General features: G+C 66.5%; 25 protein-coding genes. 6 read left to right on the plus strand and 19 right to left on the minus strand.

Features of this window, described 5'->3' with window-relative positions; translation table 11 throughout:
- The 3 genes from ACYJP6_RS04345 to ACYJP6_RS04355 form a co-directional block, all read right to left on the minus strand.
- Entirely contained in the window at positions 1–1200 is a 1200-nt protein-coding gene (locus ACYJP6_RS04345) for a mandelate racemase/muconate lactonizing enzyme family protein (protein ID WP_459473689.1), read from the minus strand.
- Positions 1201–1210: 10 nt separating this feature from the next.
- Complete coding sequence (locus ACYJP6_RS04350) at positions 1211–2188, minus strand: 2-hydroxyacid dehydrogenase (RefSeq protein WP_459473691.1); 978 nt, start codon at positions 2186–2188, stop codon at positions 1211–1213.
- An 86-nt stretch (positions 2189–2274) separates the two neighbouring features.
- Positions 2275–3291, minus strand: coding sequence for a LacI family DNA-binding transcriptional regulator (locus tag ACYJP6_RS04355; protein WP_459473693.1), 1017 nt, complete (start codon positions 3289–3291; stop codon positions 2275–2277).
- Positions 3292–3423: 132 nt separating this feature from the next.
- Between ACYJP6_RS04355 and ACYJP6_RS04360 the strand changes: the two genes are divergently transcribed.
- The 3 genes from ACYJP6_RS04360 to ACYJP6_RS04370 all read left to right on the plus strand — a co-directional run bounded on the left by ACYJP6_RS04360 (position 3424) and on the right by ACYJP6_RS04370 (position 5587).
- Positions 3424–3792 carry a YggL 50S ribosome-binding family protein gene (locus ACYJP6_RS04360; protein WP_459473695.1) on the plus strand — a complete coding sequence of 123 codons (369 nt, stop codon included), beginning with the start codon at positions 3424–3426 and terminating at the stop codon, positions 3790–3792.
- 213 nt (positions 3793–4005) lie between these two features.
- Positions 4006–4839: a metallophosphoesterase family protein gene (locus ACYJP6_RS04365; protein WP_459473696.1), complete on the plus strand. Its 834-nt coding sequence runs from the start codon at positions 4006–4008 to the stop codon at positions 4837–4839.
- 130 nt (positions 4840–4969) lie between these two features.
- The gene (locus ACYJP6_RS04370) at positions 4970–5587 is read left to right on the plus strand and encodes a DedA family protein (protein ID WP_459473698.1); all 618 of its coding nucleotides are present in this window, start codon (positions 4970–4972) and stop codon (positions 5585–5587) included.
- Here the strand turns inward: ACYJP6_RS04370 and ACYJP6_RS04375 are convergent.
- The 9 genes from ACYJP6_RS04375 to ttcA all read right to left on the minus strand — a co-directional run bounded on the left by ACYJP6_RS04375 (position 5584) and on the right by ttcA (position 13845).
- Positions 5584–7830, minus strand: a complete 2247-nt coding sequence (locus ACYJP6_RS04375; protein ID WP_459473700.1) for a xanthine dehydrogenase family protein molybdopterin-binding subunit — start codon at positions 7828–7830, stop codon at positions 5584–5586. The two genes, ACYJP6_RS04370 and ACYJP6_RS04375, sit on opposite strands and share 4 nt — an antisense overlap.
- Positions 7827–8312: a (2Fe-2S)-binding protein gene (locus ACYJP6_RS04380; RefSeq protein ID WP_459473702.1), complete on the minus strand. Its 486-nt coding sequence runs from the start codon at positions 8310–8312 to the stop codon at positions 7827–7829. Before ACYJP6_RS04380 ends, ACYJP6_RS04375 begins: the two co-directional genes overlap by 4 nt.
- A 2-nt stretch (positions 8313–8314) precedes the next feature.
- Positions 8315–9541, minus strand: coding sequence for a c-type cytochrome (locus tag ACYJP6_RS04385; protein WP_459473704.1), 1227 nt, complete (start codon positions 9539–9541; stop codon positions 8315–8317).
- Positions 9542–9839: 298 nt separating this feature from the next.
- Complete coding sequence (locus ACYJP6_RS04390; protein WP_459473706.1) at positions 9840–10160, minus strand: hypothetical protein; 321 nt, start codon at positions 10158–10160, stop codon at positions 9840–9842.
- A gap of 54 nt (positions 10161–10214) precedes the next feature.
- Positions 10215–10751 (minus strand): C40 family peptidase, encoded by a 537-nt coding sequence (locus tag ACYJP6_RS04395; protein WP_459473708.1) that lies wholly within the window; start codon positions 10749–10751, stop codon positions 10215–10217.
- Between the two features lie 96 nt (positions 10752–10847).
- Positions 10848–11492, minus strand: a complete 645-nt coding sequence (locus tag ACYJP6_RS04400) for a C40 family peptidase (RefSeq protein WP_459473710.1) — start codon at positions 11490–11492, stop codon at positions 10848–10850.
- 96 nt (positions 11493–11588) lie between these two features.
- A complete protein-coding gene (locus tag ACYJP6_RS04405) occupies positions 11589–12353 on the minus strand; it encodes an SIR2 family NAD-dependent protein deacylase (protein ID WP_459473712.1) in 765 nt (254 codons plus the stop codon).
- The gene (locus ACYJP6_RS04410) at positions 12350–13021 is read right to left on the minus strand and encodes a DNA-3-methyladenine glycosylase I (protein ID WP_459473714.1); all 672 of its coding nucleotides are present in this window, start codon (positions 13019–13021) and stop codon (positions 12350–12352) included. The genes ACYJP6_RS04405 and ACYJP6_RS04410 overlap by 4 nt, the downstream gene beginning before the upstream one ends.
- A complete protein-coding gene (gene ttcA, locus ACYJP6_RS04415; RefSeq protein WP_459473716.1) occupies positions 13021–13845 on the minus strand; it encodes a tRNA 2-thiocytidine(32) synthetase TtcA in 825 nt (274 codons plus the stop codon). Before ttcA ends, ACYJP6_RS04410 begins: the two co-directional genes overlap by 1 nt.
- A 97-nt stretch (positions 13846–13942) precedes the next feature.
- Between ttcA and ACYJP6_RS04420 the strand changes: the two genes are divergently transcribed.
- Both ACYJP6_RS04420 and ACYJP6_RS04425 read left to right on the plus strand, forming a co-directional pair.
- Positions 13943–14563: a DNA-J related domain-containing protein gene (locus ACYJP6_RS04420; RefSeq protein WP_459473718.1), complete on the plus strand. Its 621-nt coding sequence runs from the start codon at positions 13943–13945 to the stop codon at positions 14561–14563.
- Positions 14481–15083 carry a SprT family zinc-dependent metalloprotease gene (locus ACYJP6_RS04425; RefSeq protein WP_459473720.1) on the plus strand — a complete coding sequence of 201 codons (603 nt, stop codon included), beginning with the start codon at positions 14481–14483 and terminating at the stop codon, positions 15081–15083. The genes ACYJP6_RS04420 and ACYJP6_RS04425 overlap by 83 nt, the downstream gene beginning before the upstream one ends.
- 42 nt (positions 15084–15125) lie before the next feature.
- On the opposite strand, the gene ACYJP6_RS04430 is transcribed toward ACYJP6_RS04425, so the two are convergent.
- Together ACYJP6_RS04430 and htpG are read right to left on the minus strand one after the other, a co-directional pair.
- Positions 15126–15863, minus strand: coding sequence for a dienelactone hydrolase family protein (locus tag ACYJP6_RS04430; RefSeq protein WP_459473722.1), 738 nt, complete (start codon positions 15861–15863; stop codon positions 15126–15128).
- 55 nt (positions 15864–15918) lie between these two features.
- Entirely contained in the window at positions 15919–17823 is a 1905-nt protein-coding gene (gene htpG / locus ACYJP6_RS04435; protein WP_459473724.1) for a molecular chaperone HtpG, read from the minus strand.
- A 201-nt stretch (positions 17824–18024) separates the two neighbouring features.
- Here htpG and ACYJP6_RS04440 point away from each other — a divergent pair, with 201 nt between their 5' ends.
- Entirely contained in the window at positions 18025–18306 is a 282-nt protein-coding gene (locus ACYJP6_RS04440) for a hypothetical protein (protein WP_027596949.1), read from the plus strand.
- 55 nt (positions 18307–18361) lie between these two features.
- Here ACYJP6_RS04440 and brnQ read toward each other — a convergent pair whose 3' ends face one another.
- The 5 genes from brnQ to odhB all read right to left on the minus strand — a co-directional run bounded on the left by brnQ (position 18362) and on the right by odhB (position 24888).
- Positions 18362–19705, minus strand: a complete 1344-nt coding sequence (gene brnQ, locus ACYJP6_RS04445) for a branched-chain amino acid transport system II carrier protein (RefSeq protein ID WP_459473726.1) — start codon at positions 19703–19705, stop codon at positions 18362–18364.
- Between the two features lie 205 nt (positions 19706–19910).
- Positions 19911–20798, minus strand: a complete 888-nt coding sequence (sucD, locus tag ACYJP6_RS04450) for a succinate--CoA ligase subunit alpha (protein ID WP_459473728.1) — start codon at positions 20796–20798, stop codon at positions 19911–19913.
- Complete coding sequence (sucC, locus tag ACYJP6_RS04455; protein WP_295463895.1) at positions 20798–21964, minus strand: ADP-forming succinate--CoA ligase subunit beta; 1167 nt, start codon at positions 21962–21964, stop codon at positions 20798–20800. Before sucC ends, sucD begins: the two co-directional genes overlap by 1 nt.
- A gap of 183 nt (positions 21965–22147) precedes the next feature.
- The gene (gene lpdA, locus ACYJP6_RS04460) at positions 22148–23584 is read right to left on the minus strand and encodes a dihydrolipoyl dehydrogenase (RefSeq protein ID WP_145005067.1); all 1437 of its coding nucleotides are present in this window, start codon (positions 23582–23584) and stop codon (positions 22148–22150) included.
- An 80-nt stretch (positions 23585–23664) separates the two neighbouring features.
- A complete protein-coding gene (gene odhB / locus ACYJP6_RS04465) occupies positions 23665–24888 on the minus strand; it encodes a 2-oxoglutarate dehydrogenase complex dihydrolipoyllysine-residue succinyltransferase (RefSeq protein WP_459473730.1) in 1224 nt (407 codons plus the stop codon).
- Positions 24889–24916 lie beyond the last annotated feature (28 nt).

The following is a 24916-nucleotide window of genomic DNA, read 5'->3' on the forward strand; positions in this document are numbered from 1 at the left end:
TCAGATCGCCGATACCCGGCCGCTCCGGTCCGGTCGCTGCCGCAGGGCCGGTTGCAGGGCGGTCCCCAGCCCTGGGGCGGTCGGTGGCAGCAGCCAGCCCTGCTCCAGTACCGGCAGCTCGGTCACCAGATCGCAATAGAAACCCGCCAGATAGGCCCGCACCACTTCCTGGAAGATGGCATTGGGCGAGGCCAACCCCAGGTGCAGGGAGGCCATCAGCACCACCGGACCGGTGCAGTCGTGCGGGGCGATGGGCTTCTGGTAGGCCTCGGCCAGGGTGGCGATCTTGCGCGCCTCGCTCAGTCCTCCGCACCAGGAAAGATCCACCATCACGTAATCCAGGGCGTCGGCCGCCAACAGGTCGCGGAAGGCACCGCGCATGGCCAGGGTCTCGCTGCCGCAGACCGGGATACCGGCCAGCCGCCGGAAGTCCGCGAGTCCCTGGACATGGTCCATCTTGATCGGATCCTCGGCCCAGAAAATGTCGTATTCCTTGAGTTCCCGGGCGATCTGCAGGGCGCAGGTGGGATTCCACAGCGAATGGAATTCACACATCACCGCGATGCGGTCGCCCACCGCCTCGCGGATCCGGGCGAAGGGCTCCAGGCCCTGGCGCAGCTCGGCGCTGGACAGGTACTGGCCGTGGCTGGCCAGGGCGAAGGCATCGAAGGGCCAGATCTTCATGGCGGCGAAGCCTTCGTCCACCAGGCTCTCGGCCAGGGCGCCAGGACATTCCACCGCGGCCACCTGGTCGTCGTAGCGGCCGAGCGGCCGCGCCTCGCCCTTGGCGACCAGCCGGCGCCGCTCGCCACCGGTGTTGAAGTGGGGGCTGGCGCAGGTGTTGTAGGCGCGCATCCGCTCATGGACGCGGCCGCCGAGCAACTGGTGGATGGGCACGCCCAGGGCCTGGCCGAACAGGTCCCAGAGGGCGATGTCCAGCGCCGACGCCGCACGGGTCTCCACGCCGCTGCCGTTGAAGCCCAGGTAACCGCGCAACAGTGCCCGGCTGTGGGCTTCGAGCTGCAGGGGATCACGGCCCAGCAACAGCGGCGCGCAGAGCGAATGGATCTGGGCCTCCACGGCTTCGGCGCCGCGGAAGGTCTCGCCGAGACCGACCAGGCCACTATCGGTATGAATTTCCACCCAGAGCAGGTTGGGAAATTCGGCCAGGCGCGTGGTTTCGATACGGGTGATGCGCATGACGTGTCCTCTAACGGGGCCCATGGACCTGATTGAGCAGCGGTTCGCCGCGGCGCAGGCGTTCGATGTTGGCGGCGATCAAGGCATAGCGGCGGGCGAACAGCCCTTGGGTCCAACCGGAGATATGCGGCGTGCAGAAGGCGTTGGCGAGGTCCTCGAAGCGCTCGCGCGCCGGCGCCACCTGGTCGGCCTCGCCACTGGGATAGCGGTACCAGACATCCAAGTAGGCCTTGGCGATGCGCCGCTCGACCAGCGCCGCATGGAGGGCGTCCTCGTCCACCACCGCGGCCCGTGCCAGGTTCAGCAACACGGCGTGTGGCCGCATGGCGGCGAATTGGGCGGTACCGAAGCAGCCCCGGGTTCGCTCGTCCAGCGGACAGGCCAGCACCACGTAGTCGGCCTGGCCCAGCGCCTCGTCGAGCGCCGCGGGCGGCAGGGCGCCATCGGCGCCAGCGGGCACCTGGCCATTGCAGGCACTGCGGGTGACGGCCAGGATGCGCATGCCGAAAGCGCGCGCCCGCTGCGCCACCGCCTGGCCGATGCGACCGAAGCCGAGGATCACCAGCGTCCTGCCGTGCAGCTCACCGCGCGGCTGACGCTCGAGGTAGGCCTGACTCCAGCGTTGGCTATCGAAGGCCGCTCGGGCCTCGCCTAGCCGCACCTCGTGATCCAGCAGGCAGGCCAGGGCGTATTCCGCCATGGGAATCTCATGCTCGAAGACGTTGCAGACCCGGCAATCCACCGGCAGCACGCCGAGGTCGATGCCATCCAGACCGGCGCCGGGCACCTGCAGCAGTCTCACCCGCGGTGCCTGTCCGGTCCGCTGCAGGCGCATGGCGACCAGCACGTCGGCACCCTCGATCTGGTCATCCCAACCGGCAGAGTCATGGGCATCGCGGGGCAAGGCGACGAAACTCGCCGGTTCACTGAGGCCGCGGGCGATCTCCGCCTGGTGCCGGGCCGCTTCACCGATCATCACGATCCTCATCCGGGTCATCCCTCGCCAAGAAAATGGTACCGCTACCATTCCTCGACCTTAACGTCCGAAGGGTTGTCTGACAACCCCTATCCATCCTAGGTGCTTGCGCGCTCGATCAGGTCGAAACCCAGGTCGCGCGGATGGGGTTGGCCGTTGCCGCCGGCCAGGCGCGCCAGCAGCAGCTCCGCCGCCTCCCGCCCCAGGGCGCCGGCCTCGACGCGTACCGTGGTCAGCGCCGGCAGGGTATGGGCGGCGAAGGCCATGTCGCCGAAGCCGATCACCGCCACCTCGGCCGGCACCCTCACGCCCTGCGCCAGGGCCTCGGTCAGCACCCCTTGGGCCAGGGTGTCCGAGGTGCAGACCACCAGCAGCGGGCGCCGTGGCGTCTGCCGCAGCAGCCGACGCAACGCCAGCCGCCCCTGCTCCAGGGCCGGCAGGCCGCTGAATAGCACCGGTTCCGTTTCGGCGATCCCGGCCGCGGCGAGGGCCTCGCTCAGCGCCAGGCGTCGCCGGGTACCACGGGGATCGTCGACGGCCACCTGGGCGACCTGGGCGTAGCCGCCAGCGGCAGCCCGCTGCGCCAACAGTCGGCCCACGGCGTCGTGGCGAAAGCCCACGACCTGGTCGATGGGATCCTCGCTGAGATCCCATGTTTCCACCACCGGCAGGCCTGCGGCCCTCAGGCGCGCGCGACTCGCCGGGGTATGGTCGGTGCCGGTGAGGATCAGCCCATCCGGTCGTCGGCTGAGAATGGTCGCCAGCAAGGCCTCCTCCTGCGCCGGATCGTGGCCGGTAACGCCCAGCAGCACCTGGTAGCCCGCCAGGGCCAGGCGCTCGGCCACCGCCTGGTAGGTGTCGGCGAACAGCGGGTTGGTCAGCATGGGCACCAGGACGGCCACCAGCCGGCTGCGATTGGACGCCAGCGCACCGGCCACCAGGTTGGGCACGTAGCCGCTGTCGGCGATGGTGGCGAGCACCCGCTCGCGGGTAGCCGCCTTGACGCTCGCCGGCGCGTTCAACACCCGCGACACCGTGATCGGCGCGACGCCCGCCAGCCTGGCCACTTCGCGGAGGGTAACGCCTCCGGAGCCCCGTCTCGTCTTGCCCGCCATCCGTCCACCCCTGCGCGCTCTGGTCGCAGCCAAAACGGCCATGCTAACCGGCCGCCCGGGCGGTCACCATTGGCATTACCCGTCGCCGCCAGGGATAATGCCCGCCCTTTCATCGATATCCAGGCCTTCGCCATGACCGATACCCAGCAAGATCCCCGTTTGAGCCGCATGAAGCGTCGCCTGCGCAAGAAGCAATACCTGGGCGAGTTCCAGGAAATGGCCTTCGAAATCAAGGTGAGCTTCAAGAGCGAGCTCAGCGAAGACGACCTGGACACCTTCCTGGGCGACTTCATCGACTACGTCGAAGAGCGCAAGCTGGACTACATCGGCGGCTTCGACAACGCCTGGGTCGAAGGCACCATCATGGCCAACAAGCGCTACACCTCGCCGACCGCGGAAGACCGCACCGCCCTGCTGGACTGGCTCAAGGCCCGTACCGAAGTCGGCGAAGCCAACGCCTCCGAGCTGCATGACGCCTGGCATCACGACGGCGAAGTCTAAGCGACTGTCCGACGGCGGCTGCGCGTCGGCCAAACTGCGGTGAAAATGGCTTCGGAATGCGCAAACTTCGCTTCCCCAGCCACTTTCATGAGGCCGTCCAGGCCTCGTCTGGCTCTAGCGCGCGAGCCTGGGAACAGTCTCCAGGCAACCCTCGTCGGATAGCTTGGCGCCCGTTGCGGTCGTAAAGGGGAATCCGTTGGAAACCAGGTCCTCATGACGACCCTCCTGCAAATCTCCGATACCCACTTCGGCACCGAGCAACCCGCTGTGGTCGCGGCCCTGGAAGCCCATGTCCGCGAACACGGCGCCGATGTCCTGATCCTTTCCGGGGACATCACCCAGCGCGCCCGCCGCGAGCAATTCGCCGCCGCCAAGACCTTCGTCGAACGCCTGGAAAGCTATGGCATTCCCCGGACACTGGTGATCCCGGGCAACCATGACCTGCCGCTGTACAACGTCTTCGCCCGCTTCCTGGCGCCCTACGGCAACTACCGGCGGCATTTCGGCCAGGACCTGGAGCCCAGTTTCGAGAACGACGAGCTGCTGCTGGTCGGTCTCAACACCACCGCCCCGCGCCGCCACAAGGATGGTGCCGTGAGCGCCGAGCAGATCGCGCGGGTGGCCGAACGCCTGCGCCGGGCCGGACCCGACAAGCTGCGCATCGTCATCGCCCACCAGCCCTTCGGCGCCCTCGAACTCAGCGACCTGAGTAACCTGCAGCACAACGCCGACCGCGCCCTGGCCACCTGGGCCGATGCCGGGCTGGACCTGGTGATGGGTGGCCATATCCACCTGCCCTATGTGCTGCCGCTGAGCCGGCAATATCCCACCTTGCCCCGCGAGGTGTGGATCGTCCAGGCCGGTACCACCCTCTCCTCCCGCGTACGCGGCACCTCGCCCAATTCCTTCAACCGCCTGCTGGTCGGCCAGGGCCCGGAAAAGACCGTGGACGTCGAGCGCTGGGATTTTCAGGGTGATCGTTTCGTCGTCGGCGAGCGTCATGCGCTGCGCTGGCACGCGGCACAGGACGCCCTGACCGAGACCTGAGGGCCCTGGCAGGAGCGGCTATGCGCGCTCCTGCGCACTTCCAGCAAGGGAAATTGATTCAAGCTGTTGAAACGGCTGGCAGATCGTCAAGGCCGCGTAGTCTTAGGACTTTCGGCAGACGAGGCCACCCATGGAATCCTTGACTCAATCGCTGCTTGGCTTCATCGAGACCCATCAGGCTTGGGCGCCACTGATCGTCGGCCTGCTGGCCTTCGGCGAATCCCTGGTACTGCTCGGCGTCTTCATCCCGGCCACCGCCCTGATGCTGGTGGTAGGCGGCCTGGCCGGCTCGGGGGTGCTCGCACCGCTGCCGCTGGTAGGGGCCGCCATCATCGGCGCCATCGTCGGCGACATCTGCTCCTACCTCATCGGCCGCTGGCTCGGCCCCAGCATCGTCCACCGCCCGCCCTTCCGCCGCTATCGCAAGCAGGTGGCCAGGACCCGGCTGTTCTTTCGCCGCTATGGTTTCTTCGCGGTGTTCGGTGGCCGTTTCCTGACCATGATCCGCAACACCGTGCCCCTGGTGGCCGGCATGATGGCCATGAACCAGCTGCGCTTCCAGTCGGCCAACGTACTCTCGGCCATCGTCTGGGCGCCGCTGATGATGGGACCGGGGTACCTGGCGGCCAAGGGGGCCAACCAGTTCAGCTTCGCGGGCAACGAGCCGCTGTGGATCGGCGCGGCGGTGGTCGCCGTGCTGGGTGCCGGCGCTGCGCTGTTCTTCAAGCAACGCCTGAAACGCGCCTAGCGACGAGCAGCCAACGCCTCGCGCAGACGCTGGCGATTCAGCGGTGCCTCGCGCAGGCGTAGACCGGTCGCCGCCGCCACGGCATTGGCGATGGCTGCGGGAATGGCGGCGATGGTGGCCTCCCCGGCACCCACCGCCGGTTCCTCCGGTCGATCGATCAGCTCCAGTTCCAGCTCGGGCAATTCAGTGAAGGTCAGCGGCGGATAGGCGCCCCACTCCAGGCTGGTCACGCCCTGGTGGTCGAAGCGCACGGCCTGCTTGAGGGTACGGGCGATGCCCTGCACCACGCAGCCCTCCAGCTGGTTGCGCAGGCCATCGGGGTTCACGATCAGGCCGCAATCGTGGGCCACCACCACCCGGGTCACGCGGATACCGGTCGCCTGGTTGACCGCTACCTCGACCACCGCGGCGACATAGGCGTTCTCGTTTTCGTAGCGCAAGAAGGCCAGGCCCTGCCCGGTCGCGGTGCTTCCGTCCCAGGCGCTCGTGCGCACTGCCGGCGCTTGCCAACCTGCCTTGGCCGTCGCCGCCTCCAGCACCGCCCGCGCCCTGGGATCCTGCAGGTAGCGCAGGCGGAAGGCCAGCGGGTCGACCCCCGCCGCCAGGGCCAGCTCGTCCATGAAGGATTCGTTGGCGAAGGTGTTGCCGACCGCGCCCAGGGCGCGTAGCGCGGACGGGCGCAGGGGGGAGTCGCCGGCCTCCACCCAGTGGGTCGCCACCTGGACATTGGTCAGGTCATAGTCCAGCGCGGCATTGCGATTGCCGCCACCACGGCCGCCCTTGAGCGGCAGGTTGTAGGCCAGTTGCCCGGCGAGCAGCGCGGCGGCACCGGTCTGGCCGTTGGGTCGGGTCAGGTGGGTGGGAGTCCAGTTGGCGAAGCGCCAAGCGAGCAGATCGCCGGTGTCGCTCAGGCCACCGGCCAGGCGCATCAGCATGGCCGGCCCCTTGGGATTCCAGCCGTGCTCGTCGGCCCGACTCCATTGCACCCGCACCGGGCGGCCGCACAGCTTGGACAGCAGCGCGGCATCGGCGGCCGCGTCGTCGGCGCCATTGTGGCCGTAGCAGCCGGAGGCCTGCTGGTAGATGACGTGGATGCTGTCTTCCGGCAGTTTCAGCAGGTCCGCCAAGGCCGCGCGCAGCTGATAGACGCCCTGGGTACCGCTCCAGACGGTGGCGCCCTCGGCGCGCACCTCGGCCACCGCGCAGGAGGGACCGATGGAATCATGATTCTGATAGGGCCAGCGGTATTCGGCGTCCAGCCGCCGGGCGGCGTTCTGCAGCTCCTGTTCCGCCTCGCCGGCCTCCTGCTGTACCTCCGCTGGACCGGCCTTGGCTTCCAGCTGCGCATAGAGCTCGCCGGGTAGCGGCAGGTCCGGCACCAGGCTCCACTCCACCCGCAGCGCTGCCGCCCCCTGCCGCGCCAGCCAGGGCTGCTCCGCCACCACCGCGACGAAGGCGCCCTCGTACACCAGCTGCGCGCCCGCGGGCAGTGCGCTGGCATCGATACCGCGGATGCTCACCCCCGCCAGCCGCGCGGAACCGGTGCAGGGCGGCCGCACCACGCAGCCATGCAGCAGGCCGGGCAGGCGCAGGTCGTGGACGAAGTCGAAGCTGCCGAACAGCTTGGCGGGGATGTCCTCCCGCGGCACCGAGGTACCGACCAGCCGGTAATCCTTGACCGCCCGGGTGCGCACGCCCTGGTTGACCAGCCGCCCGAGTGGTCGCCCGCCGACCAGCTCGCCATAGCTGACGAAGCGCCCGCTGGGATCGCCGCGATAGACCACCCGGCCAGCCACCGTATCCACCACCGCCAGGTCCAGGCCGAGCCGCCGCGCCCCTTCCAGGAACAGGAACTGCCGGGCACTGGCCGCGGCCTTGCGCAGCTGGGCACCGCCCACCTGCAGGCTCTTGCTACCGGCGGTGATGCCCTGGTCCGGGGTGAGCCGGGTATCGCCCTGGATCAGCCGCGTGGCGGCGAAGGCCACGCAGAGCTCCTCGGCGACGATCTGCCGCAACGCGGTACTGACCCCGGTGCCCAGTTCCACCTTGCCGCTGTAGACGGTGACCTGGCCCTGGGCATCCACCGCCAGCCAGGCATCCAGCTGGCGTTCGTCGAGGGTCTTGGCCAGCGCTGCGGCATCGGTCGGCACGGGCAGAACCTGAGCGAGCACCGGCCGCTGCAGGCTGAAACCCAGCAGCAGTACCGCGCTGCCCTCCAGGAAGCCTCGCCGCGAAAGCCTCATGCCGGCGTCTTTCCGCCGTCGCGCAGCAGCACGGCAGCCCGCTTGACCGCCCGCAGGATGCGATAGTGGGTACCGCAACCACAGAAGTTGGCCGCCAGGGCCTGGCGGATCTGCGCCTCGCTGGGATCGGGCACGCGCTCGAGCAGCGCCTGGGCGCTCATCACCATGCCGGGGATGCAATAGCCGCACTGCGCCGCCTGCTCGTCGATGAAGGCCTGCTGCAAGGCATGGGGCGCCGCCGGCGTACCCAGTCCTTCCAGCGTGAGCAGCTCGCGGCCGACGAAGGACGCCGCGGGCAGCAGGCAGGCGCGTACCGGCTTGCCGTCCGCCAACACCGTGCAGGCGCCGCACTCCCCCAGGCCGCAACCGAACTTCGGTCCCTTGAGTCCCAGTTCGTCGCGCAGGGCGTCCAGCAGGGGCATGCGCGGATCGACGTCGAGCGAGCGCGTCTCGCCGTTGACCCTGAGTTCGATGGCCGCCACTGTCATTTCTCCCGTTCGCGTGCCGCCGCCACGTCCTCGGGACGGATGTCGGCAACCTGGCCGCCGAAGCGGCGCCCAATGTAGGTGGCCAGGTCGGCAATCTGGCTGTCGCTGAGCAGATCCCGATAGGCCGGCATGAAGGCGTGCTCGGTACGCCCCTGGCGCTCGAGCCCGTCGAGCAGCACACGCACCAGATTGGTCCCCGTCGGGTCGCGCACCGCCGAATAATTGCTGAAGGACCGCGGATAAGGCCCCGCCGGCCCGCGATCATCCGGCGCATGACAGCTGGCACAGGCCGACTGCAACAGGGCGGCGCTCTCCGCCTCGGCGGCCGTGAGCGGCCCGGCCTCGCCGGGCGGCTGAATCTCCGCCCGCGCCGGTACCGCTCCCGGTCGGGCCGGCAGGGTGCGCAGATAGGCGACCAGGGCGCCGAGGTCGGCGTTGTTCAGATAGCGGGTCCCGCCGCTCACCACCTCGGCCATGGGCCCGGCGGCCACGGCTTCGCCACGCTGGTGACCTTCGCGCAGGTAGCTGGCGAGCTTGGCATCGCTCCAGCTGCCCAGCCCGCGCGGGTCGGCGGTGAGATTCCAGGCGGTCCAGCCCTGTTGGGTAGCGCCGGCATAGGCCCGGCCGCTGTCGAGGCCCTGGCTCCAGGTTCGCGGGGTATGGCACTCCTGGCAGTGCCCCACCGCCTCGGCCAGGTAGGCACCCCGCGCCACCTTGGCGTCAGCGACGGCCGGCAAGGGGCCCGGAGTGAAGTTCAGCAGCTTCCAGCCGCGGATCAGGGCACGCTGGTCGAAGGGGAAGCGCAGGGCATTGGCCGGCGGCGCAGCGGGCACCGGAGGCTGGAGTTGCAGGAAGGCGAAGATGGCCGCGACATCCGCGTCGCTCAAGCGGGTGTAGGCCGTATAGGGAAAGGCCGGATAGAGTTGCTCGCCTTCCCGCCCGAGCCCTTCGTGCAAGGCGCGGCGAAACTCGTCCGCCGTCCAGTTGCCCAGTCCGTGCTCGCGATCCGGAGTGATGTTGCTCGAATAGAGGCGCCCGAACGGCGTGTCGAAGGCCACCCCGCCGGCGAAGGGCGCCCCGTCGGGACGGGTATGGCAGCCCTGGCAGTTGCCCAGCCGCGTCAGGTACTCCCCGCGCGCCAGGGTCGCCTCGTCCGCCTGGATGCAGGTAGCGGCGATCAGGAGCAGGATCCCCGCCAGACCTGGCAGGGCAAAGGATCTCATCGACTCTCCTCGTGCGGTCGAACCGGGCAAGCCGGTTCTGCCTGGGCGTTGCCGTCATCCTAATCGCAGCGACGGCCAACCGTGGCGTAGGACCCCGGAGGTGAGAGGCAGGTTGCAGTTTCGGTCCAGACGGCTGCGCCAGCCTTTACATTTGCGGTACGAGGCTGACCTTCTCCGGCTGCCGCTTCGTCGCGTCCCTCAGCCGGCTCCAGAACAGCCCAGGCCCTGACCACCCCGCCCTCTCTCGGACGATCAGGAAGAACGTCCAACGGCCTACCCGCTATAGGGGTGGTATTATCTAACGCTTGGGTACGAAGCCGTCGGGCTTGCCGGCCAGCCAGTCGACGAAGTGGCGGATGCGGGCATCACTGAGCAGCAGCTCGCGGCTGTTGTATTCCAGCGCCAGGGTCTTTTCGTCGAAGGTCTGGTGGATATGGTTGTGGCAGGGGCGGCACACCCAGAGGGTGGCGGTGATGCGGCTGACGCGGTCGAATTTCTTGCGCACGTAGGCCTTGTCGTGCAACGAGCGGGGGATCAGGTGATGGCGGGTGAGCGGCGCCGCCCGGCCGCACAGCTCGCAGCGAGCCGGCTGGGGCGGCAGACGTATCGCCTGGGGCATGGAGGACTCCGCACGGGCTGGATGCCTATTCGAGCGGCCCGGGCGAAAGGGGGTTCAATAGCCGCCGGCGAGGCTAGGCGTCACCAGTACCCGCTTGGCCTGCAGGTAGCTGTTCTGCCAATAGGGCTTGGCCAGGCTGTCCAGGCGCACCGTACCGCCGGTGCGCGGGGCATGGACGAAGCGCCCTTCCCCGACGTAGATGCCCGCGTGGCTCACCTGGCGACCGCCTGCGGTGGCGAAGAAGATCAGGTCGCCGGGCTGCAGGGCATTACGCGCCACGTTGGGGGAGCCCAGGGTGATCATCTCGCGGGTCGAGCGCGGCAGGGTCACCCCCGCGGCATCCCGGTAGACGTAGCCGATCAGGCCACTGCAGTCGAAGCCGCCGGCCGGGGTATTACCGCCGTAGCGATAGGGCGTTCCCACCAGCCCAATGGCGCGAAAGAGCACGTCGTTGGCGGCCTGGGCCTGGCTTTCCAATAGCGGACGGGAAACCACCGGCGCCGCCGGTGCGGGTGCCTGGGGTGGACGGCCGGCGCAGGCGGCCAGCAACAGCAAGAAGCAACACAATCCGAGGCGAGCCGCATGCGGCATGGGGGCAATCCTTAGTTATCCGTCGATCGCCGTCGGCCTGCCACGCAGCCCCGACGGGTCCTCGAGACGCGCCGGCGGCTATCGCGGCGGTACGCCTCAGCGCAATACGCGCTTGCCTTCCAGGAAACTCACCTTCCAGTACTGGTCGTCCAGGCTGTCCACCCGCACCCCGCCGCTACGACGGCTGGAGGAATGGATGAACTTGCCCTCGCCCATGTAGATACCGGTGTGACTGACCCGACCACGGCCGTTGCTATTGAACAGCAACAGATCGCCCGGTTCCAGATCATTCTTGCTGACCACCGGCACTTCCAGATCGATGATCTCGCGGGTCGAGCGCGGCAGGGTCATGCCGGCCCGCTCACGGAACACGTAGTTGACGAAACCACTGCAGTCGAAACCAGCGAGGGTGCTACCGCCGCGGCGATAGGGCGTCCCCACCAGCTGGGTAGCTCGGTCGAGGATCTGGTCGGCCAGGTTCGGCAGCGCCTGGCGCGGGCCGACTTCACGATCCCAATCGAGCGGGTGTGGCGTCTGGGTATGGGGGAAGAGCGGACGCTGCTGATCGTTCTGGGCACCGACGGCGCCGGGCTCGGAACCGTTCGCAGCGCCGGTCATGCCGTGCAGCGAGGCGGTCTGCAAGGTCCGCGAAGAGCGGGAAAGATCTTGATTGACGACGGAGTCCGGGCTTTGCGGTGCACTGGCGCAGGCGGCGAGCAGACAGACGAAAGACAGGGGCACGAGGGGTGCGAGGCGGTTCCTTGGCATGGGCACGACCGTGTCGTTTTCTCAAAGTTTCGACACCTTGCCGACCTGGATCACAGATGGCAAGTTTTTTTAGCCATCGATGTGACTCAAAAGCCGAGGAAGGACGTCTACGGCCCTTTTTTCCATATGAACGGTCGCCAGGCCGCTCAACGTCGAACGCTCCGGATTGATCTCGATGAGGTCGCCACCCGCCGCCAGGGTCCGGCCGATCGGCGCCTGGATATAGCCAAAGGCGGCCGTGGTGCCGACGGCGATCACCAGGTCGAAGCCCTCCTCCACCGCCTCCTGCAGACGCTGCAGCTCGGTGACCGGCAAGGCTTCCTCGAACAGCACCACGGGCGGCCGCAGAATGCCGCCGCAAGCAGGACAACGCGGCGGCAACGAACCGGCCAGATGATCTTGGGCATCCGCGACCGTCTGCGCGCAACTCATGCAGGCCAGCGGCTCCAGGTGTCCGTGGATCTCGATCAGCCGTTCTGGCGGAAAACCCGCCTGCCGATGAAAGCCGTCGATGTTCTGCGTCAGCACCCAGCTGCCGGGGTGACTGAAGCCGAAAGCGCTGATCGCCTGGTGCGCCGCATTCGGCCTGGCCGCGGCACAGGCGCGACCGAGCTCGGCCAGGTAGCGCCAGCAGAGTTCGGGACGTTGCCGCAGCATGCTGCCCGACAGGGCCGCCTCGATGGGCATGCCCTCCGCGGTGAGGCCGTTGTATAGCCCGCCGAGACCGCGATAGGTCGGCAGCCCCGAATCGGCGGAGAGCCCGGCACCGGTGATGAACAGCACTCGTTCGGCCCGCTCGAGCAGCCGCCGGGCCCGCGCCAGGGCGTCGCTCAATGATTCACCGTCAGGGCCAGCATCACCGACAGCTGGCAGAGCGGGCGGCCGCTCTGTTCCTGCCAGAGATTGAAGGCCTCCTGCATCTGCTGCCGATCACGCTTGGCGGTGGGGGCCTTGTCGAGGATGTTCTGCGCCTTGAGCGCCGTCACCACATCGTCGGTGGCCAGGAAGGTGTCCTTGCCGGCCATGCGCAGGAAACGCTGGGCGGACAGACCTCCCAGTTGATTGCCGCGCTTGGTCAGCAGCTCCCATAGCCCGACGATGTCCTGCGTCGGCCAATCGGCCAGCAACTGGCCGAAGCTGCCGTGACTACGCTGGACGTCGAGCACCATCTGGGCGTTGATCGGCACGCTGCGCAACTTGCCCAGGTGGCGGATCAGCCGGGCGTCCTGCATCAGCCGCTCCAGGCGCTCGCCGCCCATGAGCACCACCTTCTCCGGATCGAAGCCGAAGAAGACCTCCTCGAAGGCCGGCCACTTGGCGTCCACCAGGCTGTGCTTGAGCCCGGCGCGAAAGATGCGCCGGGTCAGCAGCGACAGGTAGCGGTCATCGCCTACGGACGCCAGGGTGGCGGCGTCCACCGGTTGCGGCAGCCGCGCCTCCAGCGCCGCGGCGGAGCCGCAGCGGTTGAGGGCGTATTCGAGCAGCCAGGCGTAATCCCGCATCAGAGATTCATCACCTGGACGAAGCGCGGCGTGGCGCTGTCGTCGATCTTGAGGCTGGCGAAATCGAACAACTCGCGATCGGCCAGTTGCGAGGGCACCACGTTCTGCAGGGCGCGGAACATGATCTCGGTACGGCCGGGCGTCTTGCGCTCCCACTCCAGCAGCATCTCCTTGACCACCTTGCGCTGCAGGTTTTCCTGGGAGCCGCAGAGGTTGCACGGGATGATCGGGAATTCGCGCAGCACCGCGTAGGCCTCGATGTCCTTCTCGTTGCAATAGGCCAGCGGGCGGATCACCACGTTGCGGCCGTCGTCGGCGCGCAGCTTGGGTGGCATGGCCTTGAGGGTGCCGCCATGGAACAAATTGAGGAAGAAGGTTTCTACCATGTCGTCGCGATGATGGCCGAGCGCCATCTTGGTCGCGCCGATCTCGTCGGCGAAGGTGTAGAGGATGCCCCGCCGCAGGCGCGAGCACAGCGAACAGGTGGTCTTGCCCTCGGGAATCTTTTCCTTCACCACGGAATAGGTATCACGTTCCAGAATGTGGTACTCGACCCCCAGCTCCGCCAGGTATTGGGGTAGAACGTGTTCAGGAAAGCCCGGCTGCTTCTGGTCGAGGTTGACCGCCACGATCTCGAAGCGAATCGGCGCGACCTTCTGCAGATAGAGCAGCATGTCGAGCAGGGTGTAGCTGTCCTTGCCACCGGACAGGCAGACCATGACCTTGTCGCCGTCCTCGATCATGTTGTAGTCGGCGATGGCTTCGCCGGTAAGACGGCGCAGGCGTTTCTGCAGCTTGTTCTGGTTGACCGAAAGGGTGCCCATGGATGAATCCGCGAAAGGAAAAAACGAAAGGCCGGCATTTTACGCGCAAAGCGCCCGGCGCCCTACCCCGAACGTCAGCCCGGAGCGACCGACAGCCATGAGCGATGCCCAGGAGCTCATGGCGGCGCTGCACCAGGAACTGCTCAAGGCCCAGTCCAGCCTGTCGGAATACGAGTTGCTGCAGGCCCTGCGCCGCGCCGGTTCGACGCTGGTACCGCCGCGCCCGGTGACCGACAACTACGAACTCTTTCGCCTGCACTTCCGCGTCTTCAATGCCCTCTACCAGCTGCGCGACCAATTGCGCGCGGAGCAGCGCGCCGAACTGACCATCAGTGCGCTGCGCATCGAATTGCGCCCCTATCTGCGTGCCAGGGCCGGCCTGGTGGTCGCCGATCCGCTACGTGCCTACTACTTGGATCTCACCCAACTGGAAACCACCACGCCGGACGACGTGGCCAATCTACTCAATCACTTCTGGGCCCTGGTCAACGGCGAATCCGAATTGCTGGAAGCCCTGCGGCTGCTCGGCCTGGATCGCTCGGCGGACTATGGCCAGATCCGCCGGCGCTATCGGCAGCTCGCCAGCCGCCACCACCCCGACCATGGCGGCAGCACCGGCCGGCTGCAGGCCATCAATGCGGCCATGGATACGCTGCGGCGGCACTACGGCCATCAGCCGACCGCGGACGCTAGGGCGCCGGCACGGGCTTCGGCATAATCATCCGCCTCGCCAGAGGTCGCCCATGCCTGAACAACTCACAGACCGGGTCGAGGACTGCTATCGGCAGGCCGAGGCCTTCTTCAAACGTCGTTTTCCTCGCCCCGAGGTCAGCCTGGCCCTGCGTGGCCAGCGCGCGGGCGTCGCCCATCTCACCGAGAATCGGCTGAGATTCAACCGGCAGCTCTATCAGGAAAATCGCGCCCACTTCCTCGAACAGACCGTGGCCCACGAGGTGGCGCATCTGGTGGCGCACCAGCTGTTCGGTGGCAGTATCCGGCCCCATGGCGAGGAGTGGCAGCTGATCATGCGTGGCGTCTACGGCCTGCCACCGGATCGCTGCCATACCTATGCCTTGCCACAGCGGGCACGCACGCTCTACCTGTATCGCTGCAGCTGTCCGGATGGTCGCTTCGAATTCACCGCCCAGCGCCACGCCCTGGTACGCAAGGGCCGCCGCTACCTGTGCCGGCGCTGCCGGGCGCCGCTGGACTACGCCAACGAAGTCATCCACGGCTGAAGCTGCCGGCCCCAACCAGGCGCCGGCAGCGGCTGTGGCCGATCAGCCCTGGGCGAAGACTTCGTCGAACAGGTTGTGCATCGCCAGGAAGGCGCGCTTGGCCACTACCGGGTGATACTGCTGCTTGCCCGGATTGTTCGCCTCGGGATCGGTGAAGGAGTGCACCGCACCGCCGTAGCTTAGCAGCTGCCAATCCGCCTGGGCGGCGTCCATCTCCTGGCGGAATCCGGCGAGTTGCTCGTCCGGCACCAGCGGATCGGCGGCGCCGTGCAGGATCAGTACCGGGCCGGTGATACGGGCCGCATCGGCCGGGTTGGGCGTATCCAGATTGGCGTGGAAGGTCACCACGGCGCTCAACGCCGCGCCATCGCGGGCCAGCTCCAGCGCGGCACAGCCGCCGAAGCAGAAGCCGATGGCAGCGATCTGATGGACATCCACCGCGGCGGTGTCCGCCTGGGCCACCAAGGCGGCATAGGCGGCCTGCATGCGCTGGCGCAGCAGGGCGCGATCAGCGCGGATCGGCGTCATGGCCGCCAGGGCTTCGTCGCCATTCTGCGGGCGGACGTCGCGGCCATAGAAATCCACCACCAGGTAGGCCAGGCCATCGGCCTCGGCCAGGCGCTTGGCCTGTTCCACGGCGCCGTGGGACACCCCCATCCAATTGGGCGCGAGCAACACGCCCGGACGGGTGGGCGTACCGCTGGTGGCGTACACCAGCTGGCTCTCGAACGTCTGGCCATCGATTTCGTAGGAGACGGGTTTTACAGTGACATCGACCATGGGGTCCTCCAAAGGGCGGATAGAAAGAAGCCCGCCAAGGCGGGCTTCTTCAACTTCAAGCGGACAATTCCACCAGCAGTTTGTTTAACCGGCGCACGTAGGCGGCGGGATCCTTGAGGCTGTCGCCCGCGGCCAGCGCGGCCTGGTCGAACAAGATGTGCGACAGGTCGGCGAAGCGGTCCTCGTCGGGCTCGGCATCGAGCTTTTCGATCAGCGGATGCTGCGGATTGATCTCGAAGATCGGCTTGGAGTCCGGGGCCTTCTGGCCGCTGGCTTCCAAGATCCGGCGCATCTGCAGGCCGAGGTCCTGTTCACCGATGGCCAGGATCGCCGGCGAATCGGTCAGGCGGTGCGACACCCGCACCTCGCTGACCTGGGCGTCCAGGGCCTGCTTGAGGCGCTCCACCAGCCCTTCCTTGGTCTTGGCGACCTCTTCCTGGGCTTGCTTGTCTTCTTCGCTGTCCAGCTTGCCGAGATCCAGATCGCCCCGGGCGACGTCGACGAAGTGCTTGCCGTCGAACTCGGTGAGGTAGCTCATCAGCCACTCGTCGATGCGATCGGTCAGCAGCAGCACCTCGACACCCTTCTTGCGGAAGACTTCCAGGTGCGGGCTGTTCTTGATCTGCGCGTGGCTCTCGCCGGTCAGGTAATAGATCTTGTCCTGGCCTTCCTTCATGCGGCCGAGGTAGTCGGCCAGGGAAACGTTCTGGGCATCATCGCCATTGTGGGTCGAGGCGAAGCGCAGCAGGCCGGCGATCTTCTCGCGGTTGGCGAAGTCTTCCGCCGGACCTTCCTTGAGCACCTGGCCGAAGTGGCCCCAGAACGACTGGTACTTCTCCGGCTCGCTCTTGGCCAGCTTCTCCAGCATGTCCAGCACGCGCTTGGTCAGCGCCGACTTCATGGAGTCGATCACCGGATCCTTCTGCAGGATCTCGCGGGAGACGTTCAGCGACAGGTCGTTGGAATCCACCACGCCCTTGATGAATCTCAGGTACAGCGGCAGGAACTGGTCGGCCTGGTCCATGATGAAGACGCGCTGCACATAGAGCTTCAGCCCCTTGGGCGCCTCGCGCTGGTAGAGATCGAAGGGCGCGCGGGCCGGCACGTACAGCAGCGAGGTGTATTCGAGCTTGCCCTCGACCTTGTTGTGGCTCCAGGTCAGGGGATTCTCGAAGTCATGGCCGACGTGCTTGTAGAACTCCTGGTAGTCCTCGTCCTTGAGCTCGGTACGCGGACGGGTCCAGAGCGCGCTGGCGCGGTTGACGGTTTCCCATTCCTGCTCGGCGGGTTTCTCTTCGTCACTGCCGTGGTGTTCCTTGGGCAGCTCGATGGGCAGGCCGATATGGTCGGAGTACTTCTTGACCACGTTGCGCAGGCGCCAGCCATCGGCGAATTCGCTTTCCTCGGGCTTGAGGTGCAGCACGATGCGGGTACCGCGCTCGGGCTTGTCGATGGTCGCGACCTCGAACTCCCCCTCCCCCTTGGACGACCAATGTACGCCCTCGGCGGCGGGCTGGCCGGCGCGACGGGTGTAGACGTCGACCTGGTCGGCAACGATGAAGGCCGAGTAGAAGCCCACGCCGAACTGGCCGATGAGGTTGGAATCCTTCTTCTGGTCGCCGCTGAGGTTCTTCAGGAAATCAGCGGTGCCGGACTTGGCGATGGTACCGAGGTGGGCGATGACCTCCTCGCGGCTCATGCCGATGCCGTTGTCCTCGAGGGTGACCGTGCCGGCTTCCTTGTCGAAGCTCAGGCGAATCTTCAGCGTATCCCCGCCCTCGAGCAATTCGGGCTTGGACAGCGCCTCGAACCTGAGCTTGTCGGCCGCGTCGGACGCGTTGGAAATCAATTCGCGCAGGAAGATTTCCTTGTTGGAATACAGCGAGTGAATCATCAGGTGAAGCAGCTGCTTCACTTCGGTCTGGAAGCCTAGGGTTTCCTTTTGAGTCTCCACACTCATGCTACGAACTCCGCTATCGATAGATACGCACCAGATGCCTGGCGATGTCGCGGAGATGGGGGCGCCACGCGACATTTCAACCTTGCCGATCTCGGTTCGCGACCCAGGTAGGAATTTGCGCGATGCTCGGGCCAGACGCGGAACTTAACTTTTGGCGGGGTGCTCGAACGGCTGTCGTGTAGTTCTATAAGGAGAAAACACATGAAAAAGCCCTTTGCAATTGCCCTGCTCTTCACTGCCGCCTTCGGCCTCGCCGCCTGTGACAAGCCTTCCGAAAACAAGGCTCAGGACGCTGCCAAGACCGAACAGAAAGCCCAGGAAAACCTGAACAAAGCCGCTGAGCAGAGCAACAAGGCTGCCGAGCAGCGCAACGAAGCCGCCAACGAGGCTGCCAAGGAGCAGTCCAAGGGCGAGGCCACTTCGGTTAGCCCGGCCACTGGCACCACCAACGGCACCGCGCCGGCTACCCAGCCCAAGCCCTAAGCCGATTGGCCATGAAAAAAGCCCGCAGATGCGGGCTTTTTTGTAGGCGACCGATTCAGGAACGCGAGGGATCCGGCTCGGCCTCACCCTCGGACGCCCGCCCGCCACGTCTCACACTTTCCAGGGCCAGGGCGGCAAGACCCACCACTACGGCCGGCAACAGCCAGCCCAGGCCCGAGTCGGCCAGCGGCAGCCACTGCACGGCACCACTCAGATAGGACACCGTCAGGTGCGCGGCCTGCAGGCCATCGAGGATGCCGAAGGCCAGGGCCACCAGCAGCACCGGTCCGAGGATGCGCCCGGGCGCGGCCCAGCGCGCGCTGAAGAAACTCAGCACCACCAGGGCGATGCAGGGCGGATAGATGGCGGTGAGGATGGGTACCGAGATCTGGATCAGCTGGGTCAGGCCCAGGTTGGATACCAGCAGCGAGAAGGCCGCCAGCAGAACCACCAGGCTGCGATAGCTGAACGGCAGGAACTCGCTGAAGAACTCCGCGCAGGCGCAGGTCAGGCCCACCGCCGTGACCAGGCAGGCCAGGGTGATGAGTACCGCGAGGAAGTCACTGCCGACACTGCCGAAGGTGTGCTGCACGTAGGCATGCAGGACCTCGGCGCCGTTGCTGGCGTGGGGCACCAGCGCCCCGCTGCCGGCGCCGAGCTGGAACAGGCTCAGGTAGACGAGCACCAGGCCGACGCCGGCGATCAGGCCGGCGATGATGGTGTAGCGCGTCAGCAGCTGCGGCGCGATCACGCCCCGGGCGCGGATGGCATTGACGATGACGATGCCGAACACTAGGGCGCCGAGGGTATCCATGGTCAGGTAGCCGTTGACGAAGCCCTGGGACAGCGCGCGCGAAGCGTACTCGGGCGCCGCGGTAGCCGGTCCACCGGCCGGCCAGAACAGCGCGGCACCACCCAGCACCGCCAGCGCCAGGATCTTCAGCGGGCCGAGGAAGCGTCCCACGGTGTCGAGCAGCCTCCCCGGATACAGGGAGACCACCAGCACCACCAGGAAATACACCAGGCTGTAGAGGAACAGCGGGATGGGCCCACTGCCCAGCAATGGCGCGACGCCGACCTCGAAGGACACGGTAGCGGTGCGCGGCGTGGCGAACAGCGGTCCCACCGACAGGTAGCAGACGATGGCGAGCGTCCGGGCCGCGGTCCGCCCCAGCGGCTTGCTCAGGGCATCCATGCCGCCACCCACCCGCGCCAGGGCGATCAGGGTCAGTACCGGCAGGCCGACCGCGGTCAGCAGGAAGCCCAGGGCGGCGCTCCAGACGTGCTCACCGGCCTGGAGGCCGACGATGGGAGGAAAGATGATGTTGCCCGCACCGACGAACAACGCGAACGTCATGAATCCGAGGGCCAGGACATCCCGGCTTTGTAGAGCTTTCATGGAAGGCAGTACCAGCAATGAGGAAAACGGAGCAGCCCGCCCTCATGGGAGCAGGTCTTGGTGGGGCCACGGGGTGACCATTGGAGCGGAAGGTTGCCATCCTAACGAATTGCCGGCGAAAAGGCAGCCGGCAGGCGATGAGGCGTCTTGGCGACGCCCATGAAAAAGGCCGCCCGGAGGCGGCCTTTTCCAGAGTCGATCAGGCTCAGGCCTTCTTGACTTCCCAACCGGTCAGCTCGGCCAGGGCCTTGCCGATGTCGGCCAGGGAACGCACGGTCTTCACACCAGCGTCCTGCAGGGCGGCGAACTTCTCGTCCGCAGTGCCCTTGCCGCCGGAGATGATGGCACCGGCGTGGCCCATGCGCTTGCCGGGCGGAGCGGTGACGCCCGCGATGTAGGACACCACCGGCTTGGTCACGTTGGCCTTGATGTAGGCCGCGGCTTCTTCCTCGGCGCTGCCGCCGATCTCACCGATCATCACGATGGCTTCGGTCTTCGGATCGTCCTGGAACAGCTTCAGGATATCGATGAAGTTCGAGCCCGGGATGGGGTCGCCACCGATTCCCACGCAGGTGGACTGGCCGAAACCGGCGTCGGTGGTCTGCTTCACGGCTTCGTAGGTCAGGGTGCCGGAACGCGACACGATACCGACCTTGCCCGGCAGGTGGATGTGACCGGGCATGATGCCGATCTTGCACTCGCCGGGGGTGATGACGCCGGGGCAGTTCGGGCCGATCAGGCGTACGCCCAGTTCGTCGCACTTCACCTTGGCATCCAGCATGTCGAGGGTGGGGATGCCCTCGGTGATGCAGACGATCAGCTTGATGCCACCGAAGGCCGCTTCCAGGATGGAGTCCTTGCAGAAGGGAGCCGGAACGTAGATCACCGAGGCGTCGGCGCCGGTGGCGTCCACGGCTTCCTTGACGGTGTTGAACACCGGCAGGCCGAGGTGGGTGCTGCCGCCCTTGCCGGGGGTCACGCCGCCGACCATCTGGGTGCCGTAGGCGATGGCCTGTTCGGAGTGGAAGGTACCCTGGCTACCGGTGAAGCCCTGGCAGATGACCTTGGTGTCTTTGTTGATCAGGACGCTCATTACTTACCCTCCGCGGCCTTGACGACCTGCTGGGCAGCGTCGGTCAGGCTGGTTGCCGCGATGATGTTCAGGCCGCTTTCGGCCAGGACCTTGGCACCGAGTTCGGCGTTGTTGCCTTCGAGGCGAACCACGACCGGCACCTTCACGCCGACTTCCTTCACGGCACCGATGATGCCTTCGGCGATCATGTCGCAGCGCACGATGCCGCCGAAGATGTTCACCAGAACGGCCTTCACGTTGCTGTCGGACAGGATGATCTTGAAGGCTTCGGTCACGCGCTCTTTGGTCGCGCCGCCGCCGACGTCCAGGAAGTTGGCCGGCTTGCCGCCGTGCAGGTTGACGATGTCCATGGTACCCATGGCCAGACCGGCACCGTTGACCATGCAGCCGATGCTGCCTTCCAGGGCCACGTAGTTCAGTTCCCACTTTTGCGCATGGGCTTCACGGGCGTCGTCCTGCGACGGGTCGTGGAAGGCGCGCAGCTTGGGCTGACGGTAGATGGCGTTGCTGTCGATGTTGATCTTGGCATCCAGGCAGTGCAGGTTGCCGTCTTTCTTGATCACCAGCGGGTTCACTTCCAGCAGGGCCAGGTCGTAGTCCTGGAACAGCTTGGCCAGACCGACGAAGATCTGGGTGAACTGCTTGATCTGGTCACCTTTCAGGCCCAGCTGGAAAGCCAGGTCGCGACCCTGGTAGGGCTGAGCGCCCACCAGCGGATCGACGGTGGCCTTGAGGATCTTCTCCGGAGTGTCGTGCGCGACCTTCTCGATGTCCACGCCACCTTCGGTGGAGGCCATGAACACGATGCGGCGGCTGGAACGATCAACCACGGCGCCCAGATAGAGCTCCTTGTCGATGTCGGTGCAGGATTCAACCAGGATCTTGCTGACCGGCTGACCGTTGGCGTCGGTCTGGTAGGTCACCAGACGCTGGCCCAGCCACTTGGCGGCGAATTCCTTGGCTTCTTCCTTGCTCTTGACCAGCTTCACGCCACCGGCCTTGCCACGGCCACCGGCGTGTACCTGGGCCTTGACGACCCACTCGTCGCCGCCGATACGGCCGCAAGCCTCGTAGGCCTCCTGGGGGGTGTCGACAGCGTAGCCTTTGGAAACGGGCAGGCCGTATTCAGCGAACAGCTGCTTACCCTGATACTCGTGGAGATTCATGCTTGTCTACCGTCTTCGTTGGGTATTGCGCATTCGACGCTGTGCGTTCTCCGAGCCGTCCTCCGGACGGTCGCGGGCACCGCGCCACCTGTGACCCCTGCCGCGCAAGGGTCCGGAGCGTCTTCCAGCGGTGGAGCCCTGCGGCCCCACGGCGGTCGACGACCCCGTGGTTCCGTAAATCTCTTACCGCTTCTTGCGATTCACTGCGTGGATCGCATGACCGTTCACCGCCAGGGCCGCTTCGTGCAGCGCCTCGGACAGCGTCGGGTGCGAGAACACCATCATGCCCAGGTCTTCGGCGCTGGAGCCGAACTCCATGGCGATGGCGCCTTGCTGCACCAGCTCCGCCGCGCTCGGGCCGACCACATGGACGCCCAGGACGCGATCGGTCTTGGCATCGGCCACGACCTTGACGAAGCCGGCGGTGTCGTTGGCCGCCAGGGCCCGACCGCTGACCGCGAAGGGGAAGGTACCGACGTTGACTTCGACGCCTTCGGCCTTCAGGGCCTGCTCGGTCTTGCCGACCCACGCGATTTCCGGGTGGGTGTAGATCACCGAGGGCACCAGGTCGTAGTTCATCTGCGCCTTGTGGCCAGCGATGCGCTCGGCGACCATCACGCCCTCTTCCGAGGCCTTGTGGGCCAGCATCAGACCGCGTACGCAGTCACCGATGGCGAACACGCCCGGCACGCTGGTGGCGCAGTAGTCGTCGACGTAAATGTAGCCACGCTCGTCGCTTTCCACGCCGCTGTCGGACGCCAGCAGGTCGGTGGTGACCGGACGCCGGCCTACGGCGACGATCAGGCGATCGAAGGTGATCTGCTTCTCTTCACCGCCTTCGGTGTAGTTGACGGTGACTTCTTCACCGTTGACCTGGGAGCCGGTCACCCGGGCACCCAGACGGATGTCCAGACCCTGCTTGGAGAGGATCTTGTAGGCTTCCTTGGACACCTGGTCATCGGCGGCCACCAGGAACTTGTCCAGGGCTTCCAGCACGGTGACTTCGGCACCCAGGCGAGCCCAGACCGACCCCAGTTCCAGACCGATGACGCCGGCACCGATCACGCCCAGACGCTTGGGCACGCTCTGGAATTCCAGGGCGCCGGTGGAGTCGACGATGACCTTCTGGTCCACCGGAGCCGGCGGGATGTCGATGGGACGCGAGCCGGATGCCAGGATGACGTTCTCGGCCTCAACCACCTGGACATTGCCGTCCAGGCCGGTGACTTCGACCTTCTTGCCGGACAGCAGCTTGCCGTTACCTTCCAGCAGGGTCACGCCGTTGGCCTTGAACAGGGTGGCCACGCCGCCGGTGAGGTTCTTCACGATCTGGTCCTTGCGGCCGATCATGGTGGGCACGTCGATGGTGACGTTCGGGGCGTCGATACCATGGACCTTAAAGCCCTCGTGGGCCTCGTGGTACTTGTAGGAGCTGTCCAGCAGCGCCTTGGAGGGAATGCAACCCACGTTCAGGCAGGTACCGCCCAGGGCGATCTTGCCTTCCTTGCCCTTGTAGCGCTCGACACAGGCCGTCTTCAGACCCAGCTGCGCGGCGCGGATGGCGGCCACGTAGCCACCAGGGCCGGCGCCGATCACCACTACGTCGAATTTGTCGCTCATACACTAATCCCCTTGGAGCAGCTTCAGGCATGAAAACATGAAGCGGTGCGTGGCCCCTGCCCCGCACCGCGAGAGCCGGATCAGATGTCCAGCAGCAGACGCGCCGGGTCTTCCAGCAGATCCTTCATGGTGACCAGGAAGGTCACGGCTTCCTTGCCATCGATCAGGCGATGGTCGTAGGACAGCGCAAGATACATCATCGGCAGGATCACCACCTGGCCGTTCACCGCCATCGGGCGCTCCTGGATCTTGTGCATGCCCAGGATCGCGGTCTGCGGCGGGTTGACGATGGGGGTGGACAGCAGCGAACCGAAGACCCCACCGTTGGAGATGGTGAAGGTACCGCCCTGCATGTCTTCCAGGGTCAGCTTGCCGGCCTTGGCCTTCTTGCCGAAGTCGGCGATGGTGCCCTCCACTTCCGCCAGGCTCATGAACTCGGCGTTGCGCAGCACCGGAACCACCAGACCACGGTCGCTGGACACGGCGACGCCGATGTCCTGGTAGCCGTGGTAGACGATGTCGTTGCCATCGATGGAGGCATTGACGCCCGGCTGACGCTTGAGCGCCTCGGTGGCGGCCTTGACGAAGAAGGACATGAAGCCCAAGCGCACGCCGTTGTGCTTCTTCTCGAACAGGTCCTTGTACTTGGAGCGCAGGTCCATGATCGGCTTCATGTTGACCTCGTTGAAGGTCGTCAGCATGGCCATGCTGGACTGGGCTTCAACCAGGCGCTCGGCGACCTTGGCGCGCAGGCGGGTCATGGGCACGCGCTTCTCGGTGCGATCGCCAGCGGCGGTCACCACCGGAGCGGCAGCAGCAGCGGCGGGCTTGGCGGCCGGAGCGGAAGCGCCGGACTTCTTGGCCTCGGCGGCGGCGACGGCGTCTTCCTTGGTGACGCGACCACCCTTGCCGGTGCCGACCAGGGTCGCCGGATCGATGCCGTTCTCTTCGGCGATCTTGCGGGCGGCGGGAGCCAGGATCGGATCCTCGTCGCTACCGGCGGCCGCCGGGGCAGTGGCCGGGGCACTGGCGGCGGCCGGCTGGGCAGCCGGGGCGGCGGCGGTGGCGCCCTCTTCGATGCGCGCGATGACTTCCTCGCTCAGCACGGTATCGCCTTCGTTCTTGACGACCTCGGCCAGGACGCCGTCGGCGGGTGCCACGACTTCCAGTACGACCTTGTCGGTCTCGATGTCGACCAGCAGTTCGTCACGCTTGACCGCTTCGCCCGGCTTCTTGTGCCAGGTGGCGACGGTGCCGTCGGCGACCGATTCCGGGAAGGTAGGGGCTTTGATCTCGATAGCCATTCTATGAATTTCCTTAGTGATCTCTAGT

It is taken from the genome of Pseudomonas sp. No.117 (assembly GCF_054558395.1).